This window comes from Cysteiniphilum sp. 19S12-1 (assembly GCF_052030685.1).
Taxonomy (GTDB): domain Bacteria; phylum Pseudomonadota; class Gammaproteobacteria; order Francisellales; family Francisellaceae; genus Caedibacter.
Genome location: NZ_JBQAJM010000020.1, coordinates 14496 through 37294 on the forward strand (window position 1 = coordinate 14496; position 22799 = coordinate 37294).

At 38.5% G+C, this 22799-nt stretch carries 27 protein-coding genes; 14 read left to right on the forward strand and 13 right to left on the reverse strand.

The features are described from left to right. The first annotated feature begins 84 nt into the window (after nt 1-84). From ACTS4L_RS07645 to ACTS4L_RS07660, 4 genes are read left to right on the forward strand one after another with little or no spacing between them, the layout of a single operon-like run. Nucleotides 85-837, forward strand: a complete 753-nt coding sequence (locus ACTS4L_RS07645; protein ID WP_440615508.1) for a YebC/PmpR family DNA-binding transcriptional regulator — start codon at nt 85-87, stop codon at nt 835-837. Next, nucleotides 834-1349, forward strand: coding sequence for a crossover junction endodeoxyribonuclease RuvC (gene ruvC / locus ACTS4L_RS07650; protein ID WP_440615507.1), 516 nt, complete (start codon nt 834-836; stop codon nt 1347-1349). The genes ACTS4L_RS07645 and ruvC overlap by 4 nt, the downstream gene beginning before the upstream one ends. Next, nucleotides 1346-1993: a Holliday junction branch migration protein RuvA gene (ruvA, locus tag ACTS4L_RS07655; protein WP_440615506.1), complete on the forward strand. Its 648-nt coding sequence runs from the start codon at nt 1346-1348 to the stop codon at nt 1991-1993. The genes ruvC and ruvA overlap by 4 nt, the downstream gene beginning before the upstream one ends. Next, entirely contained in the window at nt 1990-2544 is a 555-nt protein-coding gene (locus ACTS4L_RS07660; protein WP_440615505.1) for a DNA-3-methyladenine glycosylase I, read from the forward strand. The genes ruvA and ACTS4L_RS07660 overlap by 4 nt, the downstream gene beginning before the upstream one ends. On the opposite strand, the gene ACTS4L_RS07665 is transcribed toward ACTS4L_RS07660, so the two are convergent. The 4 genes from ACTS4L_RS07665 to smpB form a co-directional block, all read right to left on the reverse strand. Then, nucleotides 2518-3714 carry a multidrug effflux MFS transporter gene (locus tag ACTS4L_RS07665; RefSeq protein WP_440651911.1) on the reverse strand — a complete coding sequence of 399 codons (1197 nt, stop codon included), beginning with the start codon at nt 3712-3714 and terminating at the stop codon, nt 2518-2520. The genes ACTS4L_RS07660 and ACTS4L_RS07665 overlap by 27 nt on opposite strands. 395 nt (nt 3715-4109) lie before the next feature. Further along, nucleotides 4110-5366: a C4-dicarboxylate transporter DctA gene (gene dctA / locus ACTS4L_RS07670; protein ID WP_440615503.1), complete on the reverse strand. Its 1257-nt coding sequence runs from the start codon at nt 5364-5366 to the stop codon at nt 4110-4112. A gap of 94 nt (nt 5367-5460) precedes the next feature. Further along, nucleotides 5461-6246 (reverse strand): tRNA 2-thiocytidine(32) synthetase TtcA, encoded by a 786-nt coding sequence (gene ttcA, locus ACTS4L_RS07675; RefSeq protein ID WP_440615502.1) that lies wholly within the window; start codon nt 6244-6246, stop codon nt 5461-5463. 5 nt (nt 6247-6251) lie between these two features. Continuing rightward, nucleotides 6252-6743: an SsrA-binding protein SmpB gene (gene smpB / locus ACTS4L_RS07680; RefSeq protein ID WP_440615501.1), complete on the reverse strand. Its 492-nt coding sequence runs from the start codon at nt 6741-6743 to the stop codon at nt 6252-6254. A 74-nt stretch (nt 6744-6817) separates the two neighbouring features. Here smpB and ACTS4L_RS07685 point away from each other — a divergent pair, with 74 nt between their 5' ends. The 7 genes from ACTS4L_RS07685 to ACTS4L_RS07715 all read left to right on the forward strand — a co-directional run bounded on the left by ACTS4L_RS07685 (nt 6818) and on the right by ACTS4L_RS07715 (nt 12505). Then, the gene (locus ACTS4L_RS07685) at nt 6818-7261 is read left to right on the forward strand and encodes a type II toxin-antitoxin system RatA family toxin (protein ID WP_440615500.1); all 444 of its coding nucleotides are present in this window, start codon (nt 6818-6820) and stop codon (nt 7259-7261) included. After that, the gene (locus ACTS4L_RS07690) at nt 7258-7560 is read left to right on the forward strand and encodes an RnfH family protein (protein ID WP_440615499.1); all 303 of its coding nucleotides are present in this window, start codon (nt 7258-7260) and stop codon (nt 7558-7560) included. Before ACTS4L_RS07685 ends, ACTS4L_RS07690 begins: the two co-directional genes overlap by 4 nt. A 17-nt stretch (nt 7561-7577) precedes the next feature. Next, the gene (locus ACTS4L_RS07695) at nt 7578-7724 is read left to right on the forward strand and encodes a hypothetical protein (protein ID WP_440615498.1); all 147 of its coding nucleotides are present in this window, start codon (nt 7578-7580) and stop codon (nt 7722-7724) included. Further along, nucleotides 7711-8748 carry a PDDEXK nuclease domain-containing protein gene (locus ACTS4L_RS07700; RefSeq protein WP_440615497.1) on the forward strand — a complete coding sequence of 346 codons (1038 nt, stop codon included), beginning with the start codon at nt 7711-7713 and terminating at the stop codon, nt 8746-8748. Before ACTS4L_RS07695 ends, ACTS4L_RS07700 begins: the two co-directional genes overlap by 14 nt. Nucleotides 8749-8829: 81 nt before the next feature. Beyond that, nucleotides 8830-9252, forward strand: a complete 423-nt coding sequence (locus ACTS4L_RS07705; RefSeq protein WP_440615496.1) for a PaaI family thioesterase — start codon at nt 8830-8832, stop codon at nt 9250-9252. A 1-nt stretch (nt 9253) separates the two neighbouring features. Continuing rightward, nucleotides 9254-11242, forward strand: coding sequence for a bifunctional tRNA (5-methylaminomethyl-2-thiouridine)(34)-methyltransferase MnmD/FAD-dependent 5-carboxymethylaminomethyl-2-thiouridine(34) oxidoreductase MnmC (mnmC, locus tag ACTS4L_RS07710; RefSeq protein ID WP_440615495.1), 1989 nt, complete (start codon nt 9254-9256; stop codon nt 11240-11242). 51 nt (nt 11243-11293) lie between these two features. Then, the gene (locus ACTS4L_RS07715) at nt 11294-12505 is read left to right on the forward strand and encodes an MFS transporter (protein WP_440615494.1); all 1212 of its coding nucleotides are present in this window, start codon (nt 11294-11296) and stop codon (nt 12503-12505) included. On the opposite strand, the gene ACTS4L_RS07720 is transcribed toward ACTS4L_RS07715, so the two are convergent. From ACTS4L_RS07720 to ACTS4L_RS07755, 8 genes are all read right to left on the reverse strand, one after another. Continuing rightward, nucleotides 12502-13716 carry a multidrug effflux MFS transporter gene (locus ACTS4L_RS07720; RefSeq protein WP_440615493.1) on the reverse strand — a complete coding sequence of 405 codons (1215 nt, stop codon included), beginning with the start codon at nt 13714-13716 and terminating at the stop codon, nt 12502-12504. The two genes, ACTS4L_RS07715 and ACTS4L_RS07720, sit on opposite strands and share 4 nt — an antisense overlap. Nucleotides 13717-13729: 13 nt before the next feature. Next, the gene (gene bamB, locus ACTS4L_RS07725) at nt 13730-14899 is read right to left on the reverse strand and encodes an outer membrane protein assembly factor BamB (RefSeq protein ID WP_440615492.1); all 1170 of its coding nucleotides are present in this window, start codon (nt 14897-14899) and stop codon (nt 13730-13732) included. Nucleotides 14900-14922: 23 nt separating this feature from the next. After that, on the reverse strand, nt 14923-15570 hold the full coding sequence (locus ACTS4L_RS07730) for a YfgM family protein (protein WP_440615491.1): 648 nt from the start codon (nt 15568-15570) through the stop codon (nt 14923-14925). 113 nt (nt 15571-15683) lie between these two features. After that, complete coding sequence (locus tag ACTS4L_RS07735) at nt 15684-16445, reverse strand: TatD family hydrolase (protein WP_440615490.1); 762 nt, start codon at nt 16443-16445, stop codon at nt 15684-15686. A gap of 372 nt (nt 16446-16817) precedes the next feature. After that, nucleotides 16818-17078, reverse strand: a complete 261-nt coding sequence (locus ACTS4L_RS07740) for a BolA family protein (RefSeq protein WP_440615489.1) — start codon at nt 17076-17078, stop codon at nt 16818-16820. Between the two features lie 4 nt (nt 17079-17082). Continuing rightward, nucleotides 17083-17703, reverse strand: a complete 621-nt coding sequence (locus ACTS4L_RS07745) for a 5-formyltetrahydrofolate cyclo-ligase (protein ID WP_440615488.1) — start codon at nt 17701-17703, stop codon at nt 17083-17085. After that, complete coding sequence (secB, locus tag ACTS4L_RS07750) at nt 17684-18142, reverse strand: protein-export chaperone SecB (protein WP_440615487.1); 459 nt, start codon at nt 18140-18142, stop codon at nt 17684-17686. The genes ACTS4L_RS07745 and secB overlap by 20 nt, the downstream gene beginning before the upstream one ends. 381 nt (nt 18143-18523) lie before the next feature. Then, complete coding sequence (locus tag ACTS4L_RS07755; RefSeq protein ID WP_440615486.1) at nt 18524-19411, reverse strand: NAD(+) kinase; 888 nt, start codon at nt 19409-19411, stop codon at nt 18524-18526. Between the two features lie 375 nt (nt 19412-19786). Here ACTS4L_RS07755 and nadA point away from each other — a divergent pair, with 375 nt between their 5' ends. The 3 genes from nadA to nadC are packed head-to-tail and all read left to right on the forward strand — an operon-like array spanning nt 19787 to nt 22149. Next, nucleotides 19787-20821 carry a quinolinate synthase NadA gene (gene nadA / locus ACTS4L_RS07760; RefSeq protein WP_440615485.1) on the forward strand — a complete coding sequence of 345 codons (1035 nt, stop codon included), beginning with the start codon at nt 19787-19789 and terminating at the stop codon, nt 20819-20821. A gap of 13 nt (nt 20822-20834) precedes the next feature. After that, a complete protein-coding gene (locus tag ACTS4L_RS07765; RefSeq protein ID WP_440615484.1) occupies nt 20835-21278 on the forward strand; it encodes a GNAT family N-acetyltransferase in 444 nt (147 codons plus the stop codon). 1 nt (nt 21279) lies between these two features. Beyond that, nucleotides 21280-22149, forward strand: coding sequence for a carboxylating nicotinate-nucleotide diphosphorylase (nadC, locus tag ACTS4L_RS07770; protein ID WP_440615483.1), 870 nt, complete (start codon nt 21280-21282; stop codon nt 22147-22149). A gap of 1 nt (nt 22150) precedes the next feature. Here the strand turns inward: nadC and ACTS4L_RS07775 are convergent, their stop codons facing one another. After that, nucleotides 22151-22630 carry a hypothetical protein gene (locus tag ACTS4L_RS07775; RefSeq protein WP_440615482.1) on the reverse strand — a complete coding sequence of 160 codons (480 nt, stop codon included), beginning with the start codon at nt 22628-22630 and terminating at the stop codon, nt 22151-22153. Nucleotides 22631-22799: the final 169 nt, after the last annotated feature.

A 22799-nucleotide genomic window follows, 5' to 3' on the forward strand; every position in this document is an offset into this window, starting at 1 on the left:
TGTTTTGTCATGTTTTATGATACAATTGCCGCGTTTTATTAAGCTGAATATCAAAAGAATCAAAGATTTAACAGAGGTTTTAATATGGCAGGTCACAGTAAATGGGCAAACATTAAACATAAGAAAGCAAAAGAAGATGCAAAACGCGGTAAGGTGTTTACTAAGCTTATTCGTGAGATAACCGTCTCAGCTCGCCTAGGTGGAGGAGACAAAGACTCAAATCCACGTTTGCGTGCAGCAGTGGCAACCGCATTGTCGAATAATATGACCAAAGATACGATCGAGCGCGCAATTAAGAAAGGTGCCGGTGGCGAAGAGGGCGATAACTTAGAAGAAATTCGTTATGAAGGTTATGGGCCTGCCGGTGTTGCATTTATTGTTGAGTGCATGACCGATAATCGTAATCGTACGGTAGCTGAAGTGCGTCATGCCTTTACTAAAGCTGGAGGTAACTTAGGTACCGATGGTTCAGTGGCGTATATGTTTCATAAAAAAGGTATTATCAGCTTTGACACAGGCTTAGATGAAGATATGGTAATGGAAGTCGCGCTTGAAGCGGGCGCTGAAGATGTAGTGAGCTTTGATGATGGTGCAATTGATGTGATTACTGATCCAAATACTTTCTCAGAAGTCAATGATGCGCTAGAAGCCAAGGGGCTAAAGCCAATTTCAGCTGAAGTAACGATGGATGCGGATGTTAAAACCAATATTGATGATGCCGAAGTCGCACAAAAAATTATGAATATGATCGATCGGTTAGAAGACTTGGATGATGTACAAAGCGTTTATAGCAATGTCGAGTTTGACGAAAGCGTTATGGATGCACTTAATTCGTGATCATTTTAGGCATTGATCCAGGTTCGCGTATTACTGGATTTGGTGTAATCAAAGTGCAAGCAAAAGAATGTTTGTATGTCACCAGTGGCTGTATCCGTATTACGAAAGAATCAACTGCTGAGCGCTTAAAGCAAATTCAAGATGGCATCAATGACATTGTTGCCGCTTTTCAACCAACGGAAGCGGCAATTGAGCAAATTTTTATGTTTCAAAACCCAGGAGCAGCATTAAAACTTGGACAAGCACGTGGTGTCGCCATGTGCGCTTTGGCAAATCAAAATCTCACAGTTAATGAATACTCAGCTAAGCAGGTCAAACAAGCTGTTGTTGGAAATGGTAATGCAACAAAGTTTCAAGTGCAGCATATGGTGCAATCTTTTTTGCAACTAAGTAGCAAGCCACAAGCCGATGCTGCAGATGCTTTAGCCATCGCAATTTGCCATTTTCACAGTCGCAATAGTTTGCAGTTTATTCCGGGGGCTAACAAAGTTGTACGAGGACGATTACGATGATTGGAAGAATAAAGGGCGAGCTTATTGAGAAGCAACTGCCATTGATATTGGTTGAAGCCGCTGGTGTCGGCTATGAGATATGGGTGCCAATGAGCTCGATTTATAAGCTTGGTGATATTGGGCAGGAAGTGATATTGCACACCCATTTTGTCGTTCGCGAAGATGCGCAACAACTCTATGGTTTTGCCACTAAGTCAGATCGCAGATTATTCCAAGAGCTTATTAAGATCAATGGCATTGGTGCTAAGATGGCATTAGCGATCTTATCAAGCATGGACGGTGTGACTTTTGTTGGTTGCATTGAGTCACAAGATCATGGGTTGTTATGTACCATTCCTGGCGTTGGCAAGAAAACGGCTGAGCGTATTATCATTGAGATGAAGGATAAGATAACGAAATTAGTCCTTGAGTTAGATGCTTTAACGCAGAATATGCCACATAGCGTACAAGAGAATCCAAGCCCTATTGATTCGGTAAGCACGAATTATCAGGCAAGCTCAATGGTTCATCAGGCGGTTGATGCATTGGAAGCACTTGGTTATAAGCGCAAAGAAGCGGAAAAATACGTTCAAAAAGTCAAAAATGACGCGGATAGTATTGAGAGTCTTATTCGCTTGGCATTGCAAGGGACGCAAAAGATATGACCCTAATGCGTTGTCCTTGGGCAAACTCAAGTCTTCAGATGCAAGACTATCATGATCATGAATGGGGCGTGCCACTGTATGATGAGCAAAAGCTGTTTGAGTTCTTATGTTTAGAAGGAGCACAAGCAGGCTTAAGTTGGCAGACGATATTAAAGCGACGTGAGAATTATCGCCGAGCTTTTTATGGTTTTCAGATTGATAAAGTTGCTCACATGACAGCGGATGATGTTGAAACTTTAATGCAAAATACAGCTATTATTCGCAATCGTCTTAAGATCAAAAGTGTAATTAATAATGCAAAAGCTTGGCTTAAGTTATCTAAAGCACACTCTATGGTGGACACGCTTTGGCAATTTGCCCCTAAGCAAGTGATTGTTTATACAGAGCATGAAGCAATTCCGGCATTTACTGAAGAATCAAAAAAGATGAGTAAATGGCTTAAATCACAAGGTTTTAGCTTTGTCGGACCAACGATATGTTATGCCTTTATGCAGGCAACGGGGATGGTCAATGACCATTTGAAATCATGCTTTGTCTTTAATGCCAAATAATACGATCGCGGCAACTAATGACATCACAAGGATCAATAAAGCGATCAGTAGATTTGGTTCTAAAGGTAGAGATAAAGCAAAGCCACTGATTAGACCTGCAGCAAGCATACTAATGCAGCCATATAGGCTACCCACGGCACCTAAGCGTGCTTTGAATGTCACAATAGCCAAGGTGCTACTGGTTGGAAAAATGACACCTGCAGCGAAGTTAAAGATAATGACTGCGAGCATGATAAATTCAAGGCTATGGCTAAAGAACACAGCTTGAATCGTGATGAGTATTCCTGAAAGTAAAAAAAGCATCACAGCAATGACTTGAGATCGCTCAATGGAAATATATTTAAGCGCCATGCCATTGGCAAACATCCCTACAGCAATTAAAGCTTCACCGATACCAAAAACGATAGCGTAATGTATCTCGCTTAAGCCAAAGTATTGTTGAAATAAGAAGGCACTTATTGATAAGTAGGCAATGATAGCGCCCATAATGGTGCTCGATATGATCATGTTTTTAATAAATGTTTTGTTTTTCATAACCCATAAATAGGTTTTAACGGATAGTTTAGCCGAAAGACGCTTTTTCGGGTTTAGCAATGTTTCAACCAAATAAATATAAGCGCCAATATAACAGAGTACACTTAAAATTAAGATGAAAATAAAATCGGCACGCCAATGATAAACATGCGCTAGAAATGCGCCAACAATTGGTGCAATCACAGGTGCCATTAAGGTGCCAATACCCATAAATGACATAAAGCGCGCATATTTGACTTTATCAGGAATAACATCACGTAAAATCACGCGCCCCAATGACATCGGTGCTGCCATACCAATGGCCTCGAGTGTGCGTCCGACCATTAACATGCTAAAGTTTAGACTAAACACGGTGATTAGTGTGCCAATAATACTAATAGCAAGTCCCGTGAGAAAGATTTTGCGTCGCCCAAAGCGCTCTGATAAAGGACCATAAATAAGCTGGGCGCAGGCAAAAACAATAAAGTAGTAGGTAACACTAAATGCTAATAAGTGGGCTCCCGTGCCAAAATCCTCACTAATACTCGGTAACGACGGGACATAAATATCAGAGACAAAAATACCCAGCATCGAGGTGACCATAATAATAAAAACGAAAATAACCTTAGCCGATGTAGATGCTTTAATATGTAACATGAATTTTGCCCAAAAAATGTATATTGTGGTTTTATAAAATGAACGATGGTTCAGTATAAAGTAAAACTATTTGTTGTGCTAGCTAGATTCGGATGAATTTTGTAGTGAAATTGTAATAATTCTATTGTAAGCCCCATCGTAAATCATTTTGCGGTGTTTTATTGCAAAGTAGTTTATGAAGTAATGGCACCACCTTAATGAGTCGCTTGTAAATATAGGTTTTGCAACGAACTCAAATCAACCATCCCTGACAAAATGGATTGCCACGCATCCATGCTCGCAATGACACCCTCTGATTTGTCATCCTGAGCCAGGATGGCGTGAGGATCCAATGCGAAGCTGCCATGGATGGTTATTGAGTGCCATTAGTTTATGATGGACATAGCTATTAGAGATTACGTTGTCTTTTGTAAATGCTTTGCCATGACGGATAAATCTAATTTCTTTTGCCATTTGGCGATAATAATAGTGGCAACCGTATTGCCAATCATATTGGTAATTGCACGTCCTTCAGACATAAAACGATCAATACCTAGAATAATAACAATGCCAGCGACAGGCACTGTACCAACCGCAGCTAATGTACTTGCTAAGATCACAAAGCCGCTGCCGGTGACACCTGCTGCACCCTTAGAGCTAATAAGCATCACCCCAAGCATAAAGAGTTGTTGCTCGAGTGTTAATGGGACATCTAATGCTTGAGCAATAAAAATAGCCGCTAAAGAAAGGTAAATAGCTGTTCCATCTAAATTAAAGGAGTACCCAGTGGGGATAACAAGCCCAACAACACTTTTATCACAACCTAATTTCCCAAGCTTTTCAATCAAGTTAGGCAGAACGGTTTCTGATGATGAAGTACCAAGGACGATCAGAATTTCTGTTTTTATATAGCGAATCACACTAAATATACTAATCTTGCAATAGATGCGTAAGATTAAACCAAGAATGACGACAAGAAAGATAATACACGTTAGATAAAAACAAAGCAGTAAGCCAATAAGACCGGCTAATGTATGAAGTCCATATTTGCCGATTGTAAATGCCATTGCCGCACATGCGGCAAGTGGTGCATAGTACATAATGCTATGGATGATCTTGAAAAATACTTTAGACAAGTGCTGGATGCCTTCTAATATTGGTTGACCTTTTTCACCATACATTAACAACCCTGTAGCGAATAAAATGGCAACAAATAAGACTTGTAAAATCTCACCGTCACTAAATGCACTGACAAAAGTGTGGGGGATAATATTTAAAATAAAACCAGAAATACTATCCATTTGCTCAGCTTTGCCAATATAGGCTGATGCTGCGTGCATATCTAATGTATTGGCATTAATATGCATCCCTGAACCCATTGGGATAAGGTTCGCAACAATTAAGCCAATAGTTAATGCTAAGGTTGTGGTAATCAGAAAGTAAATGAGTGCAGCGCCGCCTATTTTGCCAACCGATTTCAAGCTTTTCATAGCTGCAATACCTGAAACGATGGTCAAAAATATAATCGGTGCGATTAAAACTTTAATTAATTTGATGAAAATATCGGCAAATGGCTTTAAACTCACGGCAAATTGAGGAGACAATGCGCCTAAAATAATGCCGATAATAATCCCTAAAATAACTTGTGCATACAGGTGTTTAAATAAACGCATAGCTTTTTCCAGTTACTGCAACTTAATGTAATAAATTGTATCAGTTAGTAGCGGAAGTCAACTTAATTTTTTTTATTGTAATTTTGTCGTTTTATTAAGCGTTGGTGGTGTTGATGCGACGTTGATCACATTCACGGATATCAAATAGCTCTTGATCATATAAATGAGTTGGTACGACATTGCTAAGCGAGGCAAAAATGTTTTGAGGAATGATTGGGTTTTGCTTAGCCAAATCATGAATAAGCGCTTTAACCTGTTGGCGTTTTAGATTTTCCTGTGTGCCACATAGATTGCATGGAATGATGGGAAAGTTTTGTTCTTTAGCAAAGTGCGCAATATCACGCTCTTGACAGTAAATCATGGGTCTGATCACCACGTTTTTTTTGTCTTCAGTTAATAGCTTGGCAGGCATTGACTTAATCTTGCCTTGATAAAACATCGACATTAATGCCGACTCAATCACATCATCTTTATGATGCCCCAACATAATCTTATCAACGTTGTTATCGCGCGCAAAGCGATAAATATTACCACGACGTAGGCGCGAGCATAATGAGCAATAAGTCTTATTCTCAGGTACTTTATCAATAACAACAGAATAGGTATCACGCTTTTCGATAATATAGTTGATATGATGATTATCAAGGTATTGTCTTAATTCGGCATCATCCCAACCGGGTTGGGTTTGATCCAAGGTGTAGACAGTTAAATCAAGATCATAAGTACCATTAGTTACCAAGTCATGTATCACTTTAACCAGTGTGAAAGAGTCCTTGCCACCGGATAAGCAAATCATCACCTTGTCACCTTTTTTTAGCATCTTATAATCGGCAATTGCTTTGGTAATATAGAAATGAAGTTTCTTTTCTGTTTGCGTCATGGTGGTTATAGGCTCTTTTTGAATAAACGCTCTTTTTCACGTTTCCAATCATGTTCTTTAGAGGCTTGACGTTTATCATGCAATTGCTTGCCTTTAGCAATTGCGATCTCAATTTTGACACGAGAACCTTTCCAGTACATAGCAAGTGGCACAATGGTATAGCCTTTGATATCAACTTTACCTAAGAGCTTATTGATTTCTCTACGGTGTAATAGCAATTTGCGTGTGCCTGCAGGAACAGGTACGACATGCGTTGACGCAGAATGTAAAGGGGTAATGAGTGCATTAAAAAGCCAAGCTTCATTATTCTTAACATGAATGTGACTATCGGTTAGTTGAACGCGTCCAGCACGAATGCTTTTGATTTCCCAACCTTGAAGCACGATACCGGCTTCAAAGCGCTCTTCAATCAAATATTCATGAAAAGCTTTTTTATTTTTGGCAATGGTACTATTGGTTGCCGTTGATTTTAGTTTTGTATTTTTTGTCTTTGCCATTGTTTTGCAAAATAGTGCATAAGCGTTACAATAGCCAAGATTCTAACATGAACTTATGACATAAGAGAAACACTATGACAACAATTCATCGAACGGCATTGGTTGAATACAGTGCTAAAGAGATGTATGACCTTGTAAATGATATTGATAAATATCCTGAGTTTTTACCCATGTGCCAAGCAGTAGAGGTGCATATGCATACTGAAACAGAAGCCGAAGCGACACTTAAAATTGCCAAAGGCGGTGTCAAAATTGATTTTGGTACACACAATGACATGATCTCAGGCAAAGAGATTAAAATCCGATTAATTAAAGGCCCTTTTAAGCGTTTACTGGGTGTGTGGCATTTTATTCCTCTAAATGATAAAGCCTGTAAAGTAACACTTGATTTAGAGTTTGAATTTTCTTCTAAAGTCATGGCATTAGCATTAGGTGTTGTCTTTAATACACTGGCTAATACAATGCTTGATGCCTTTTGTAAGCGTGCTAAAACAGTGTATGGAGCAGAAGCTGTATGAAAGTAGAAGTTGTGTATGCCAATCCCCAAGAGCAAAAACTATATCAAATTGAGTGTGATGAAAATAGTTTTGTCCAAGATTTGATAACACAAAGTGGGGTGTTGAGTGATTTCCCAGAGATTGATCTAACAACACAATCAATTGGCATTTATAGTGAAATAGTGACTCTTGATCATATTGTAAAGCCTGATGATCGTATTGAAATTTATCGCGAATTAACCATTGATCCTAAAGATGCCAGAAGAATTCGCGCGGAAGAGAAACGTAAAAAAGATGGCTTGAAGTTGTTTGGCGCTTAAATTAAAAGAGAGTAAAGATGGCAATTAAAAAATCAGAGTTATATTCATCCCTGTGGGCAAGTTGTGATGAGCTACAGTTAAGCATTAAATATTATTTTGTAGGATTCTTGCAAACAATGGATATCGTTATAGGTATTGAGAGACAAGTAGATGAGCCTTTCTAAAGATACTCAATTTGTGAGCTTGATTAATGATATTGCTATTATTATTGAAAGCAGTAGGCAACAAGTACGCCAAACAGTTAATCATGCCATGGTTCAAAGCTATTGGGAGATTGGTCGGCTAATAGTTGAGCATGAGCAAAACGGAGAAAGTCGAGCCGCTTATGGTAAGCAGCAGTTACAGTTACTTTCCAAAGAACTTACCAAACGCTTGGGGAAGGGGTTTGATGCAGGTAACTTACGTAATATGCGCCAATTTTATATTACTTTTCCAATTCGCTACGCAGTGCGTAGTGAATTGAGTTGGACACATTATCGTATTCTTATGCGCATAGATAGTTTGGTTGCTCGCGAGTGGTATTTGCAAGAAGCAATTATGCACAACTGGAGTGCCCGAGCATTAGAACGCCAGATTAGTAAGTTATATTATGAGCGATTATTATCAAGCAAAGACAAAAAACTGGTGGAATCAGAAGCTCAGAAAGCAACAAAACCTCTGGTTGAAAACGCCAAAGACTTTTTGCGAGATCCTTATATTTTAGATTTTCTTAACCTTCAAGACAAAACCTATCAAGAAAGTGACCTTGAAGAAGCTATTATTAGTAATTTACAACAATTCTTATTGGAGTTAGGTAAAGGCTTTGCATTTGTAGAACGTCAGCAACGTATTCGCTTTGAAGATGAAGATTTTTATATTGATTTGGTGTTTTACAACTTTAAGCTTAAATGCTTTTTATTGGTTGATTTAAAGCTAGGTAAACTTAAGCATCAAGATATTGGACAGATGGATACTTATGTGCGTTTGTATGATGAACAGAAGAAAAGCCAAGACGACAACCCAACGATTGGTTTAGTGTTGTGCAGTGAAAAAAGTGAAGCAGTTGTTAAATACTCAATATTATCAGATCAAAAGCAGTTATTTGCCGCAAAATATTTGCCTTACCTACCTACTGAGGAAGAGCTGATAAGAGAACTTGAGCGTGAGCGGACACAAGCACTGATAAAGCTTAGTCAAGCTAGCGAATAATATTGCAAAAGACTCGTTAAAATTCTTTCCTCTGAATATTTTAGGGGACAAAATAAATCTTATTAAAAACATGGAGAAAAAATGAGCATTTGGAAAACACCCGTAACAATAGAACAAATGAATGAGCGCGGAGCTGATTTATTCTCTGATACTTTAGGTATTCGTTTTACGGAAATTGGTGATGATTATTTATTGGCAGAAATGCCTTTGCAGAAAAAACACAAGCAACCCTTAGGGATTATGAATGGCGGGGTTTCTTGTGGTATTGCTGAAACCGTTGGCAGCACTGCTGCGAATTATGCCGTTGATCTGACAAAGCAGTATTGTGTTGGGTTGGATATTAATACTAATCATATTCGACCGGCAACAGAAGGTGTGCTAACGGCTAAAGCCTATGCACATCATATTGGACGGACAACCCATGTATGGGCAATTGAAATTATTGATGAAAAGGGGCGATTGATATCGATCAATCGTTTAACGATGGCTGTTAAGGATCGCTAAATTGCAATATGCAAAACTCAAATGGCAAGACACAGGTGAGCCATTTTCGGATGAATTTGATGATGTTTATTTCTCAAAGCATAATGGGCTTGCTGAAAGTGAATATGTTTTTATAGATGGCAATCAGCTGAAAAAAAGATTTGAAAATCTTGATGAAAATGTGCATTTTGCCATTGCTGAAACGGGTTTTGGTACGGGATTAAACTTTTTAGCAACCCTAAAGCTTTGGGCGCAATACGCACCGGAAACTGCTAAATTAAGCTTTATCAGTTGTGAGAAATATCCATTAACTTATAGTGATTTAGAGAAGGCATTATCTATATGGCACGAGATCAAACCTCAAGCTGATCAATTATTTCAGGTTTATCCAACGAGTTTTTACAGTGGTGCAACAACTCTAAATATTTCAGAAAATGTTCATTTAACCCTATTGATTGGTGATGCAGCTAAGATGTTAGCAGCAATTGATCTTAGTATTGATGCTTGGTTTTTAGATGGTTTTGCTCCGGCTAAAAATCCTGATATGTGGTCGGATGATTTATTTAAAGAGATCTATCGTTTAAGTTATGGGCAGACGACTTTATCAACCTTCACCGCAGCGGGTTTTGTGAAGCGTGCATTGGAGACTCAAGGTTTTGAAATCAGAAAACAAAAAGGCTTTGGTCATAAACGTGAAATGATTTGTGCTGTTGTTAAAGACACACAAAAAGAGGTAAAAACTAAAATTAAACCGTATTTTGCCAAGTCGCAATGGACTCTTAACAAAACTCATAAAATTGCAATTATCGGTGCTGGCATGGCAGGATGCGCGTTAACCTATGAACTAAGTCAAATAGGTTTTGAGGTGGATTTATTTGATCAATGTGACGATATTGCCCAGGGTGCATCTGGCAACCCTTATGGCATACTGAAGCCTTACATGACTGTTGATGGTAATATCTCTGATAGCTTTCATACTCAAGGGTTTATGCATACCAGAGATTACATTCTTAAACATAAAAGCGAGATTGATTTTAATGAATGTGGTGCTTTGGAGTTATTGAGTGATAATAAAACACGACAACGTTTTGACAATATTATCAAAAAGCGCGCCTCTCTTGAGGATTTGTTACAAATCGTGGATAGAGAAACAGCTTCTAAAATAGCAGGATGTGATGTTTCATCAAATTGTGCTTATTATCCAACGGCAATGGTGGTTAATCCTTATTCGTTATGTCAGAGTCTTATTGGTAATAGCAAAAACGTAAATTTATGTTTCTCACATCACTTAGATGAGTTTGTAAGATTAGATAATACTTGGCAGCTTAGCTTCAGCGATAACAAAAATAATAAAAAAAATCAAAAAACGTTAGCATATGATGCGGTGGTTTTTGCGGGTAACGCTTCGCTTATAAAAGATCTTGAGGCATTTAAACATATAGAGATTTATCCTTCATACGGACAAATCACCCAAGTGCAAAAGGTATTAAATAATAAAGCAATCCTGATGGATAAAGGTTATATTTTACCAAGTGTTGATGGCAAGCAATTACTGGGCGCTACATTTCGTGATAACGATGATTTAATTGCTGAAGTGCGCAATAGTGATGACCAGATTAATTTAATGCAAATAAACAATATCATTGGCAATCAAACAAATGCGCAAATTAGCGCACAGCGCGTATCCCTACGATGTGTAACGTCTGATCATGTGCCGATGGTTGGCGCAGTTGCTGATGCACTTAGTTTCTCACAGCAATACTATCAAAGATTACAAAAAGGTGTTATTTTAAAGGCAATGCCTCAAGCTGAGTACTTATCCGGACTCTACTTATTAACAGGCTTCGGCTCAAAAGGATTATGTTCAATGATATATGGTGCTAAACTATTAAGTCAGTTAATGGTTAATGGGCATCAAGCTTCAGTGCCAAATCAATTAATAGAAGGACTTCATCCATTGAGGTTTAACGTTAGAAAGTTAAAAAAGAAAGCTGATTTTTGTGAGTTTTAATCTATAATAGCGGATGACAATATTAGGACAGGAAATGGATATTAAAAGACCATGGAAATAAAGAAACCATCAATAGTCACCAGACCCAGCAAAATAATATTAATCATTCTATTTGTTGCTGCAGGATTTGTCTTAGCTTATCCGCAAGCGATGATGGATATTTATTTGCCGGTGTTGCCATTTTTGGATAAAGCATTAAATACCTCAAGAGAAATGGTACAGTATACGGTGGCACTATTTCTGTTGGGTAGTGCGATTTCACAACTTATTTCAGGGGTGTTATCTGATCGTTTTGGACGTGTACGCATTTTAATTTTAGGCTTGCTGATTACCATGCTAGGCAGTGCAGTGTGTCATGTTGAGCATACGATAGAATGGATGCTCGTTGGACGTGTTTTACAAGGTATTGGTTCTGGCATGGCTGCGGTTTTAGCGCGTGTCATTGTCGCGGACTCTTTTCAGGGCAAGGCTTTCTCAAAAATCTATGCCTTATTGATTGCTTTTTCAGTATTTACCGTGTCAATTTCTCCAGTGATCTCAGGTTACTTAATGCAATATCAGGGATGGCATAGTGTCGTTAGCTTTATGTTTTGGTATGCTTTGATGATTGCATTAATCGTAGGTTTTGGTTTGATTGTTGGTAGAAACAACATTAAATCAAATACTTCACATATAAAAATAAATATCGCTCAAGTACTAAAAATTATGTTTAATCTACGTTTTTTATGTGCGACTTTAGTAATGTTTTTTGTGTATGGTGTCGTTGCAAGTGTGCTTTTAACCTATCCTTATATTTTTGTTCAAGAATACAATATGCCAGTTGCTGCTTTTGGTTGGGTTGTTGCGTTGGTTATATTATGCATGCTTATTGGTGCATGGTTAAATGGTATGCTTCTTAAGAAGTGCGCGATGATGACGTTGGTAAAAGCGGCATTGATTGTTATGTTTATCAGTATGGTGGGTGTGACGTTATCATCCAATACCAGTACCTATATTACAGATATTATTTGCTTATCGGCTTTTTGGCTTGTCTATCTGTGGGTTTACCCCAATATGATGGCAATTGCTACATCGGTTTATCCAGAGTATAAAGGCACATCAATCGCGATATTTAGCTTCATTCAAATTATTGGCGGATTTGTATTTACTGCACTAGGCGCTTGGCATATTTTGGATACGGTTTATGAGCTTGGTGTAACGGGCATGGTTGGAGTTGTTTTGGCTTTGATTTGTTTTGTCATTGTTGAGCGTCTACCACGCTAGTTTTTTGGTTCAGCCTGCCTTAGCCAAAGCATATAAATGATCAAAATCACAATACTTAAGCTAGATAGAAAGGTGAAAGCAATCGGCATTGACAGTGTATCGCTAAAGGGTAATACCGTCACAATTGCGGTGATAAGTGATGCCGCACCCATTTGAAAAAAGCCCATCATTGCAGAAGCAGAGCCTGCGGTTAGGGTAAAAGGAGCAAGTGCCTTTGCGGTAGCGATTGGAATCACAAATGATATCCCAGTAAAAAGAATGATAACAGGTGTTAATAAGCTATATAAATGCACAATGTTTAGTGACATAAAACACAAGAGCATAATTGCACCTAAAAGGCTTATCAGCATACCAATCAGTAAAATCCCATTTTGACTGATCTTATGTACCAAATAAGTGCATAATACCGAACCAATCATAAACGCCAGTACAATCCCTGCAGCAATGACGATAAACCAGATTTTGTCTAAATGTAGTATGTTGATGACAATGCCTGGCGCTTCCACCAAGCAGGCATAAACCATGCCGATATTAAGCCCCAATAAGCATAGATAAACAAAGTAGCCGCGCGCTTGATATAGCTTGAAATAGTTAGTAAGCAATTTCTTGGGACGTGTTGCACCATAGTTCTTTTGGCGCAGTGTCTCAGGAAAGAGAAAAATAACCGAAATAAGTAAAACAATTGCTAATATCAATAGCACGATAAAGTTCGTTTGCCATGAGATAAAGGTGCCAACAATCGCACCAGCTCCAGGAGCTATGGCAAAAGCTGCATTCATCTTAGCAAAAACTTTGCCTTGATCCTTTAGCGAAAAGGCATCGCGTACTGCGGCACTAGAGATAACTGCCCCTGCACATGCGCCAAAGCCTTGTAAAAAACGTGCAAAAATCAGGATGGTGATATTAGGGCTAATCAAGCAAACAATCGAACCAATTAGAAAAATAACCGCACCGATAATCATAATTGGTTTACGTCCAAATCGATCAGAAAAAGGACCATACAATATCTGACTGATAGAGTAACCCAATAGATAAAAGGTAATGGTTAATTGGACATTATGATAAGGGGTATTAAAAGCTCGAGCAATACTAGGCAAAGAGGGTGCATAGATCGTGTCACCAAAAGGACCCACTGAAATCATCAGCACCAGAATAAACAAAGAAGGGGCAATAAATGCCGCAATTTTCTGTGAAGTGTTAGCGCTAGACATTTACAATGTGTTTTTATAATTGGATAGCAGCAAGTGTGCCACGGTTGGTTTGGACAATAATCGATTTGCCCGCAGCGATAGGTGTTGCATTAATACCATCACCGCCAATTTCAACACGAGTGAGATATTTACCAGTTTCGGCATTGAAAATGTGTACATAGCCTTCGTAATCGCCCACGGCAATCATGCCATTAATATATAAAGGTGCTGATGGTTTACGCCCTTCAAGCTCAGTAGCTTGCCAGAGCTTATCACCTGTTTTGAGATTATAAGCTGTAACATCACCTTTAGTGTCAGTGGTGAAAATCGCCTTTTGCCCTAATGCTATATTGCGATAAACAGACGCTTTTTTCTGCCAGTTCATGCTACCTAGTTTTGTATTGAAACTAATCAAGTTGCCTTGGAATGTTGCTACATAAAGCGTGTCATTATGAATAAGTGGTGTGGCAGTAATATCAACCATCTGTTGCGCAGGTGATCCTGATTGTGGTAAAGCAATCGGGTTATCCCATTGTTTTTCACCCGAGGCTGTTTTTAAGCCCCATAAGCTACCAGATGAAGTGCCAACAATTACCAAACCTTGGTATACGATAGGCGAACTATTACCAATTAACATTAAATCAGGCGTGGCAATGCTTTGAGTCCATATTTGCTTACCGTCTTTGAGGTTATATGCTGAGATACTGCCGTCATGTGTTTGTGTGTAGATGACATTGTCAACAATAGTGGGCGCTGAAAATAAGCTGCTCGGTAATGCGCTTTGCCACAGTACTTTGCCAGAGCTAGTATCAACTGCCACTAATGTGCCACGTAAGCTACCGGCAACAACAATATTGCCACTAACAGCAATAGCAGAGCTTAACTGAAGCTTGGTGTCGGTTGACCATAGGCGTTTGCCTGTTGTTGCATTTACCGCTGAAATATAACCATCATAGCTTGACGTATAAATCACACCGGTTTCAATAGCAGGCGTTAACGTCAAATCGATTTGTCCATCATTGCCATTGCCAATGTTGGTATCCCAGACATACTTAGCATCTAAGTTTGATTTAAACTCAACAAGTGGTTTAGGTGGCGTGTCATTACTTTTGTTGCCACAAGCAACTAAAGCGCCACCAAATACAGCAATCAATGCTGTGCTTAAAATAATTTTTTTAGTATTTTTGATTGTTAATTTTGTCATATGTTTATCCGTTATCATTTGCTTCATTTGCTTAATGCAGCAAGATTATCGATTTTCATTTGTAATAAGCTTTTAATATTTGCTAACTCTGGCTTGTCAGCTTCAGATAGGGCGCTTTGCCAGTATGTTTTTGCCTTGGTATAGTCTTTATTGGCGAAATAAGCATCACCCAATAGCATGTTGCTTGAAAGACTAAAGCCTGCCAATGTGATGCTATTAACTGTGGCAATGGCATCAGTTATTTTGTTTTGCGCTAATTCAACGCGAGCAAGACGAAGTTTGGCAATGGCTTGCAGATTTGGATTAACACTACTATCAGCAACCTGCTTAAGGCTTGCGGCTGCTTGGTCTAATTGATTTTTTAAAACGGATTGTTTGGCGATTTCTAAACGCGCAAAGTCCGCATAAACTGATTCAGGATAAAGGTTTATAAGGTTTTGCGCTTGGTTTAAAATCGCTTCTGAATTGCTTGATGCATTATCGGCAATAAGGGCTAACTTTTGGTAAAGCTCAGCCGCTTGAACATTGTTTTCAAGCTTTCTTTTTTGCCAATATTGCCAAGCGACGATCATTATTAAAATAACACAGATAAGTGTCACTAGCTTCGAGCCATATTTTTTCCATAAAAGTTTTACTTTATCTAACTCATTATTATCCAGTTGTTCAGCCATATCTATTGTTCGTTTTGATCAAAACATTGGGTGGCAATATATCACAAAGCTTGGTGTCACTGTAGTGGATTATTGGTGTTTGACAGATAAAAACGGCAAAATATTGAGGTTGATCAGTGACGTTGTATTCCAAATATTCTCGAATTTTGTGCTAGGGCTTGATGTGTATCGTCTTTTGATAGTTTAAAAATGTCAATAAGCAGATCACGGGTTTGCAGTAGAGATAATGGTGTGTTTATTTCGTTAACACTATTTGGGATAGGCATATCAGGCGAGTCGGTTTCAAGTAAGATATTTTCAATGCCAATGCGTTTTAAAACATTGGGTAATTTGCTATTAGGGTAATGCAGAATACTGCCAACACCGAGTTTAAAACCAAGGTCGCAATAGGCTTTTGCAATATTGAAGCTACCTGAGAATGCATGAATAATGCCACCATGCTTAAAATCATGATGCTTTAATGTGGCAATCACTTCACTATGTGCTTTAACACTGTGAATAATCACCGGCTTTTGTAAGTCTTGAGCAATAGCTAGTTGTTCATTAAAGAAGAATATTTGCCGATCAAAACTATCAATAAAGCGCTTATCTAAACCAATCTCACCAACCAGTGGAATATGGTGCGCTAGAAGCCAAGGTTTGAGCGTTTCAAGGTGTTCGTTCTGATGTTTTTCAACATAACATGGATGTAAGCCCAATGCTGGGGTGATTGATGGATATTGTAAACTTAAATCAATTACTCTTTGCCAGTTACTAAACGCTACAGTCGGATTAATGAAGTGAGTAATATTTTGCTCAACACAATGATCTAAAAGATTGTTGCGCATGCGATCAAAACAAGGGAAATCAAGGTGGCAATGACTATCTGTAAGCATAAAGTTAAGTGTTATTTACAAATCATGGACAATATTGTAATGCAAATATAGGTTTTATTGCTATAGTCAATAAGGCTTAAATGGCGCTACCTAACTTGATCGATTTGTTATTGTTGAGTCCGGTAGTGTTTAAATTGTCTCATGCATATTTTCGTAAAAATAAGCCGGCTATGACCATATGCCCGCCCACTTTGATTGCGTAAACGTTGGCTGAGCGTAAGTCGAAGCCTCCATGAAGTGTGATTTTCCTAAGCGTATCCACTTCGACTGATTCTCAGTGCATCGCTTCGATTTATGCTCAGGGTATGGTGAGCACTTGTGGGTGAATATTTAGTCTTAGCCAATAAGTCATATTACTCGTAAACCATTCATTTAGCTTTTATCAATCTCAATTGATAGGGCATGAATTTGGGTTTGCATGAGCTCACCTAAACAAGCATAGATTGCTTGATGTGCCTTTAATGTGCTAAGTGAAGTAAGCTGTTCACTGGCAATGCGTAATTTAAAATGCGATTTCCCTGCTTGAAACTGTTTGTGTTTTTGGTGTTTATGCGTTTCGTCAATAAGCTCTAATGTAGAGGGCGAGAACGCTTTTTCAAGCTTGTGAATGATCTCTTTATATAGTGTATTCATATAATCAGCGAATAATGCGCGTTGGTGTGATAATGGTATGCATTTTAATATCCCAATCATTCATTGCAATGGGCTTATGTTCAAATTCGTCAAATTGTTGTTCATCAAAAGCAATGCCAACAAACTCAGTATTATTAAAAGCTTTGCATAATGCTAATGAGCTATCATAAAATCCACCACCCATGCCAATGCGATTTTTATGTGAGTCAAACCCAACCAATGGCACGATAATCAGATCAAGCTCCCATGGTGCTAAAATATTTTCAGCGATAAATAATGGCTCTTTTAGGTAATATTTGTTTAGTCGTTTGTTCTTTGTTCGCTTCGCAAAAAAAAGTTGACGCTTTTTAAATGGATGTAATGCAGGATAGTAAAGCTCATGAGTTTTACCTAATATTTCATCAATCCATCGTGGTGAGATTTCCTCAGCAGATGCATAGTAGCTGGCTATTTTTTTCGGACTTGACGTTAATAAATATTCGTAATAGTCAAAAAAATTCCTGTGAAGCGCTTTAGCATAGGCTGCTTTTTTTGTCTTAGGAATTGCTTGCCGTTGTCGACGTAAGGCTTCACGAGTGATATGTTGCATAGCAAGCACAAGCGTATTAGTGCTGTGTTTGCTCACCTGATTGCTGTTGTGCAAGTCTTTGCATATAAAGTGCATCAAAGTTAATTGGTGCTAGATTAATCTGTGGGAATCCACCACGATTAATTAGGCTATCAATGGTTTCTTTGGCATATGGGAATAGTGTGGTTGGGCAGAAAGCACCTAGCATTGGTGCAATTTGATCTTCTGGCATATTTTGTAATGTGAAAATGCCTGCTTGTGAAACTTCGATCAAATAAGCATTGTTGTCATTATTTTTAACGGTGACAGTTAAGCTTAATTCAACCTCATAAACATCATTATCAAGCTTTGAAGATGTTGTATCGACGTTAACATTAGCTTCAGGTTGCCATTGTGCTTTAAAAACGTCAGGCGTGCTTGGCGCTTCAAATGAAATGTCTTTTGTATAAATTTTTTGAACAACAAAGTTAGGTTGATCGTTTTGTGTGTTTTCCATGTTTAATCCTATTATTTTCAGTCAAATTTAAGCCGTTATTATGCCCGATCAAAGCCTAAATACCAATAGTTTTACTGGCAAACAAAGACATTGATTGTGGTGATGATTTTACTCCTGCCCACAACCCTTGTGTAAGTGTTGGCTAAGCGTAAGTCGAAGCCTTTTTAAGCATAGTAATAATTCAAAAATAAGTTGAGCTTCAATTACTCCCCTCACCCGTGCAGCTTAAGCTGCACGACCTCTCCCGCAAGGGGAGAGGTGCTAACTGACGCAACTTATTCTTGATTCATTACATGGTGTTTACAAGCGTACTCTTTGACTTACGCTCAGGGTATGAAGGAGTATTTTGGGCGAATACTTAGTTGTAGCGTTGATTAGGGCTTAGGGGAAGAGCATTTTGCCCCAATGAAGTTTTGAACGTAATGAGTGAAAATAGTCATAATCAAGAGGGTGCAAAATTGTCACTGATTTTGGGCAGCGACTAAGCTTAATAGTATCTCCTTGCGAGAGTTGTAACTTCATATGTCCATCAAAACTTAAACTGGGTTCTGGATTGTTATATTCTCCAACGGTTATTTGAATATCACAATTGGCATTTAAGACAATAGGGCGGCTATTTAAGGAGTGCGAGAACATTGGCACCATGACGATCGCATCAAGCCCTGGATGCATAATAGGACCTCCTGCAGATAATGCATGCGCAGTTGAGCCGGTAGGCGTTGCAATAATCATACCGTCAGCACGTTGGTCAAAAGCGTAGCGACCATCGATGTGGACATGCATTTGGAATAAACGACTATGTTGACCTGCGGCAATAACAATATCATTTAATGCAACGGTTTTTTCAGGTGGGCAGATATCGCTTTTAATCGATGCTTGTAGCATAAAGCGTTGTTCTTGTTGATAATTCCCTTCAAGCACATCAAACAAACGTGTGCTTAATTCATCCGGATTAATATCAGTTAAAAAGCCCAGTTTACCACGGTTAATCCCGACAATGGGAATGCTGCTTAGTAGAGATAAGCTTCTTGCAGCATTTAAAAAATTACCGTCCCCGCCAACGACTACTGCCACATCGCAGTGTTTGGCAATGGCTTTTAAGTCATAACCTTCACCAAAGCGATGATCTAAGCTCTCTGCCGTCTCAGATTCAAGATAAATGCGTGCCGAGTGCTCAATCAATGTATGTGCTAGATATTCAACAGTCTCAGAAACCGCTGGATTATCATGCGTGCCAATGATGGCGATTTTCTTAAAAATAAAACCCATGCTGTATAGATTGTCCTTAATTTTTTAAACCATAAAATTTTCAAAAACCACTTTACAACATAAGCGTCGCATAATGATTTACAACATATTGTTAATTGGTTGGTTTTTTGTCACTAAAAGTTGTTAATTATCATATATCAGTTAAGTATTCTTTACCAAATGCTTTTGTTCAAAATTGCATGTACTCCTTCTAAAGGCAGTGTCATTATTGCTTATATGAATAAATAGGCAGTTACATTGGAAAAAGAAGTTGAACATCTCAATGGCGTGAGAAAGCGATAAAGAACAAGAAAAATGCTGCTACTTTTTCTTATTTTTAACGGTCTGTGGTACACTCCAAAAACTTTTTAGTATTAGATTAAAGCCATATCAATTATGATCAGTGATGTTGAGTTTCAATCACGTGTTGCCAAAGCTTGGCCAAAAGCCAAAAGTCTTCAGGTAACAGATGAACAAGAAAAAACATTTTATCGTGAGAAAATAAAACGATTATTGAAAGAAAAAAATGCCTGTTTAATTGCTCATTACTATGTCGATGCCGATATCCAAGCATTAGCAGAAGAAAGCGGTGGCATGTTAGGCGATTCATTAGCTATGGCACGCTTTGGGAAGGATCATCCAGCAGATACGCTTGTCGTTGCCGGTGTCCGCTTTATGGGCGAGAGTGCTAAGATTTTATCTCCGCATAAAAAGGTGATTATGCCAACATTAGAAGCTGAGTGTTCACTTGATGTGAGCTGTCAAGAGGAAGAGTTTAAAGCATTCATTGCTGAGCATCCTGATCGTACCGTCGTGGTATATGTGAATACTTCAGCACGTATTAAAGCTTTGGCTGATTGGACAGTTACCTCGTCAAATGCCTTACAAGTATGTGACTATTTAGATCAACAAGGTGAGAAAATCCTATGGGCGCCAGATAAGTATTTAGGGCGTTGGATTGAGAAGCAAACCGGTGCGGATATGGTACATTACAATGGAGCATGCGTTGTGCATGAAGAGTTTAAGGCACGCGCATTATTAGATTTAAAAACGCAGTATCCAGAAGCTGCAGTATTGGTACATCCTGAATCTCCGCAAGAGATTGTTGCATTAGCCGATGCAGTGGGCTCTACTTCGCAGTTGTTAGAAGCATCGAAAAAACTGCCAAATCCTATCTTTATTGTGGCAACAGAAGCCGGTATTTTCTATAAGATGAAACAAGCGTCACCACATAAGGTATTTATTGAAGCACCAACCATGGGCAATAGCGCGACGTGCAAGTCTTGCGCGCATTGTCCGTGGATGGGGATGAATACCTTAAAGAACCTTGCTGAGGTGTTAGAGAAGGGTGATAACGAAATTCTGGTGCCAGATGATGTACGTGAGCGTGCAATGGTACCATTAACACGGATGGTGGCGTTTAATAATTAGGTGAATTATATTAATGAATAGCGACATATTAGCTGCAAATGAAGGTGACTACCCTAGATTGCTTCAAATTTGGCAAGCTGCCGTAAAAGAAACACATGATTTTTTAGAACAAAAGGACTTTGAATTTTTTAGTTCAAAAATAGTATCGTCCTATTTTCCACAAGTCAAAATATATAAATATATGCTAAATGGGCAGATCGTTGGTTTCATCGGTGTTAGTGATGATAAATTAGAGATGTTATTTATTGATCCAAAATTTTTTGGGCAAGGGATTGGTTGCACATTGGTTGATTTTTGTATCAATAAACTGTCTATTTATCAAGTTGATGTCAATGAGCAAAATACCAAAGCAGTACAGTTTTATTTGAAAAGAGGGTTCTGTGTTTTATCACGTCAGGAAGTAGACGGTACTGGTAAGAGATACCCAATATTAAAAATGAAGTTTAAAAAAATGTAGAGTGAGAGATTTTATGCATTTAAAGACCGAGCAAATTACCGAAATTCCTAAAGATCTTGTGGCAACCATGGTAACTCAAGCTTCAGCTGAGGATATTGATCAAGGTGATATTAACGCTTTATTGATCAATGAACATGAACAAGCTTGTGCACGTGTGATAACACGTGAGCCGATGGTGATGTGTGGCTATGATTGGGTTAATGAAGTCTTTAGACAGGTTGATCCCAGTCTAAAGATTCATTGGTATCATCATGATGGTGATGAGGTGCTTGCTAATAAAACACTTTTTGAAGTTGAGGGTTTAGCACGCAGTATCTTGTCCGCTGAGCGCAATGCGCTTAATTTCTTGCAAATGCTTTCAGCCGTTGCCACAAAAACGCGTGAATATGTCAAGGCGATTAAAGATGCAAAGTGCGCAATACTTGATACACGCAAAACGATTCCAGGGTTTCGTTTGGCACAAAAATATGCCGTCACCTGTGGCGGGGGGATGAATCATCGCATTGGTTTATTTGATGCCTTTTTAATTAAAGAGAATCATATTGCAGCTTGTGATCACTCCATTACCAAGGCGATTGAAAAAGCGCGAGAAATCGCGCCACAGAAAATGGTTGAGGTCGAGGTTGAGAACTTTGATGAGCTCAATGAGGCACTTAAAGCACATGCTGATGTGATTATGCTTGATAATTTTTCTTTAGAGGATATGAAAAAGGCCGTAAGCATCGCTAAAGGAAAAGCGCAACTTGAGGCCTCTGGTAATATGTCTCTTGATATGATTTATACTGTTGCACAAACCGGTGTTGATTTTATCTCGATTGGTGCATTGACTAAAAACATTCAAGCAATTGATTTATCGATGCGGTTTTTATAAATTATTCAACTTTCCAGTTAGTTGTTACAACCTGATCACCATCTTTTGTATTTGTGCTGTAGACAGGGTGGAATAAGGCACCACAGATTGGCGTTGTTAATTGAGCATTTAATGGTTGTCCTTTATCAAAAATATTCGTTGATTCAACATTAACAGTACAGGTTTGAGCACCGCCACCTGTAGTGTTTACCATATAAGTTAAACTAATTTTAATATCCTTTTGTTTCGAGTTTATTGAGTAAAAGGTTACTAACCCTGCGTTTTTATCATCTTGTGATAATGCTGCAGGTAAACCGCCTTGAGGAAGACTAAAGGCAGTATTTGGCGTGTCAGCTGTTACCTTTGTTAATGTAGCGCCAGCGACTAAAGCACCACCATAAACACTATATGCATAAGCATATGGTGAAACTTGGTTTGCATTTGCAAAGCTAATCAATCCAAGTGAAGCTAGAAGTGTGATAGCAGTGGTTAGTTTTTTCATAAAATGAACTCCTCAATATATTAATGTTGCGATTTGGTTAAGCAGTATGCTTTGCTGCTTGATGTTAATTTAACCAATGCTGAGTTCAATTACAAATGACTAAAAATGACTCAAGACATTTTGAGATATTTGATAGTGAGAAAGTGTCAATTGATTGCTAACAGATGTC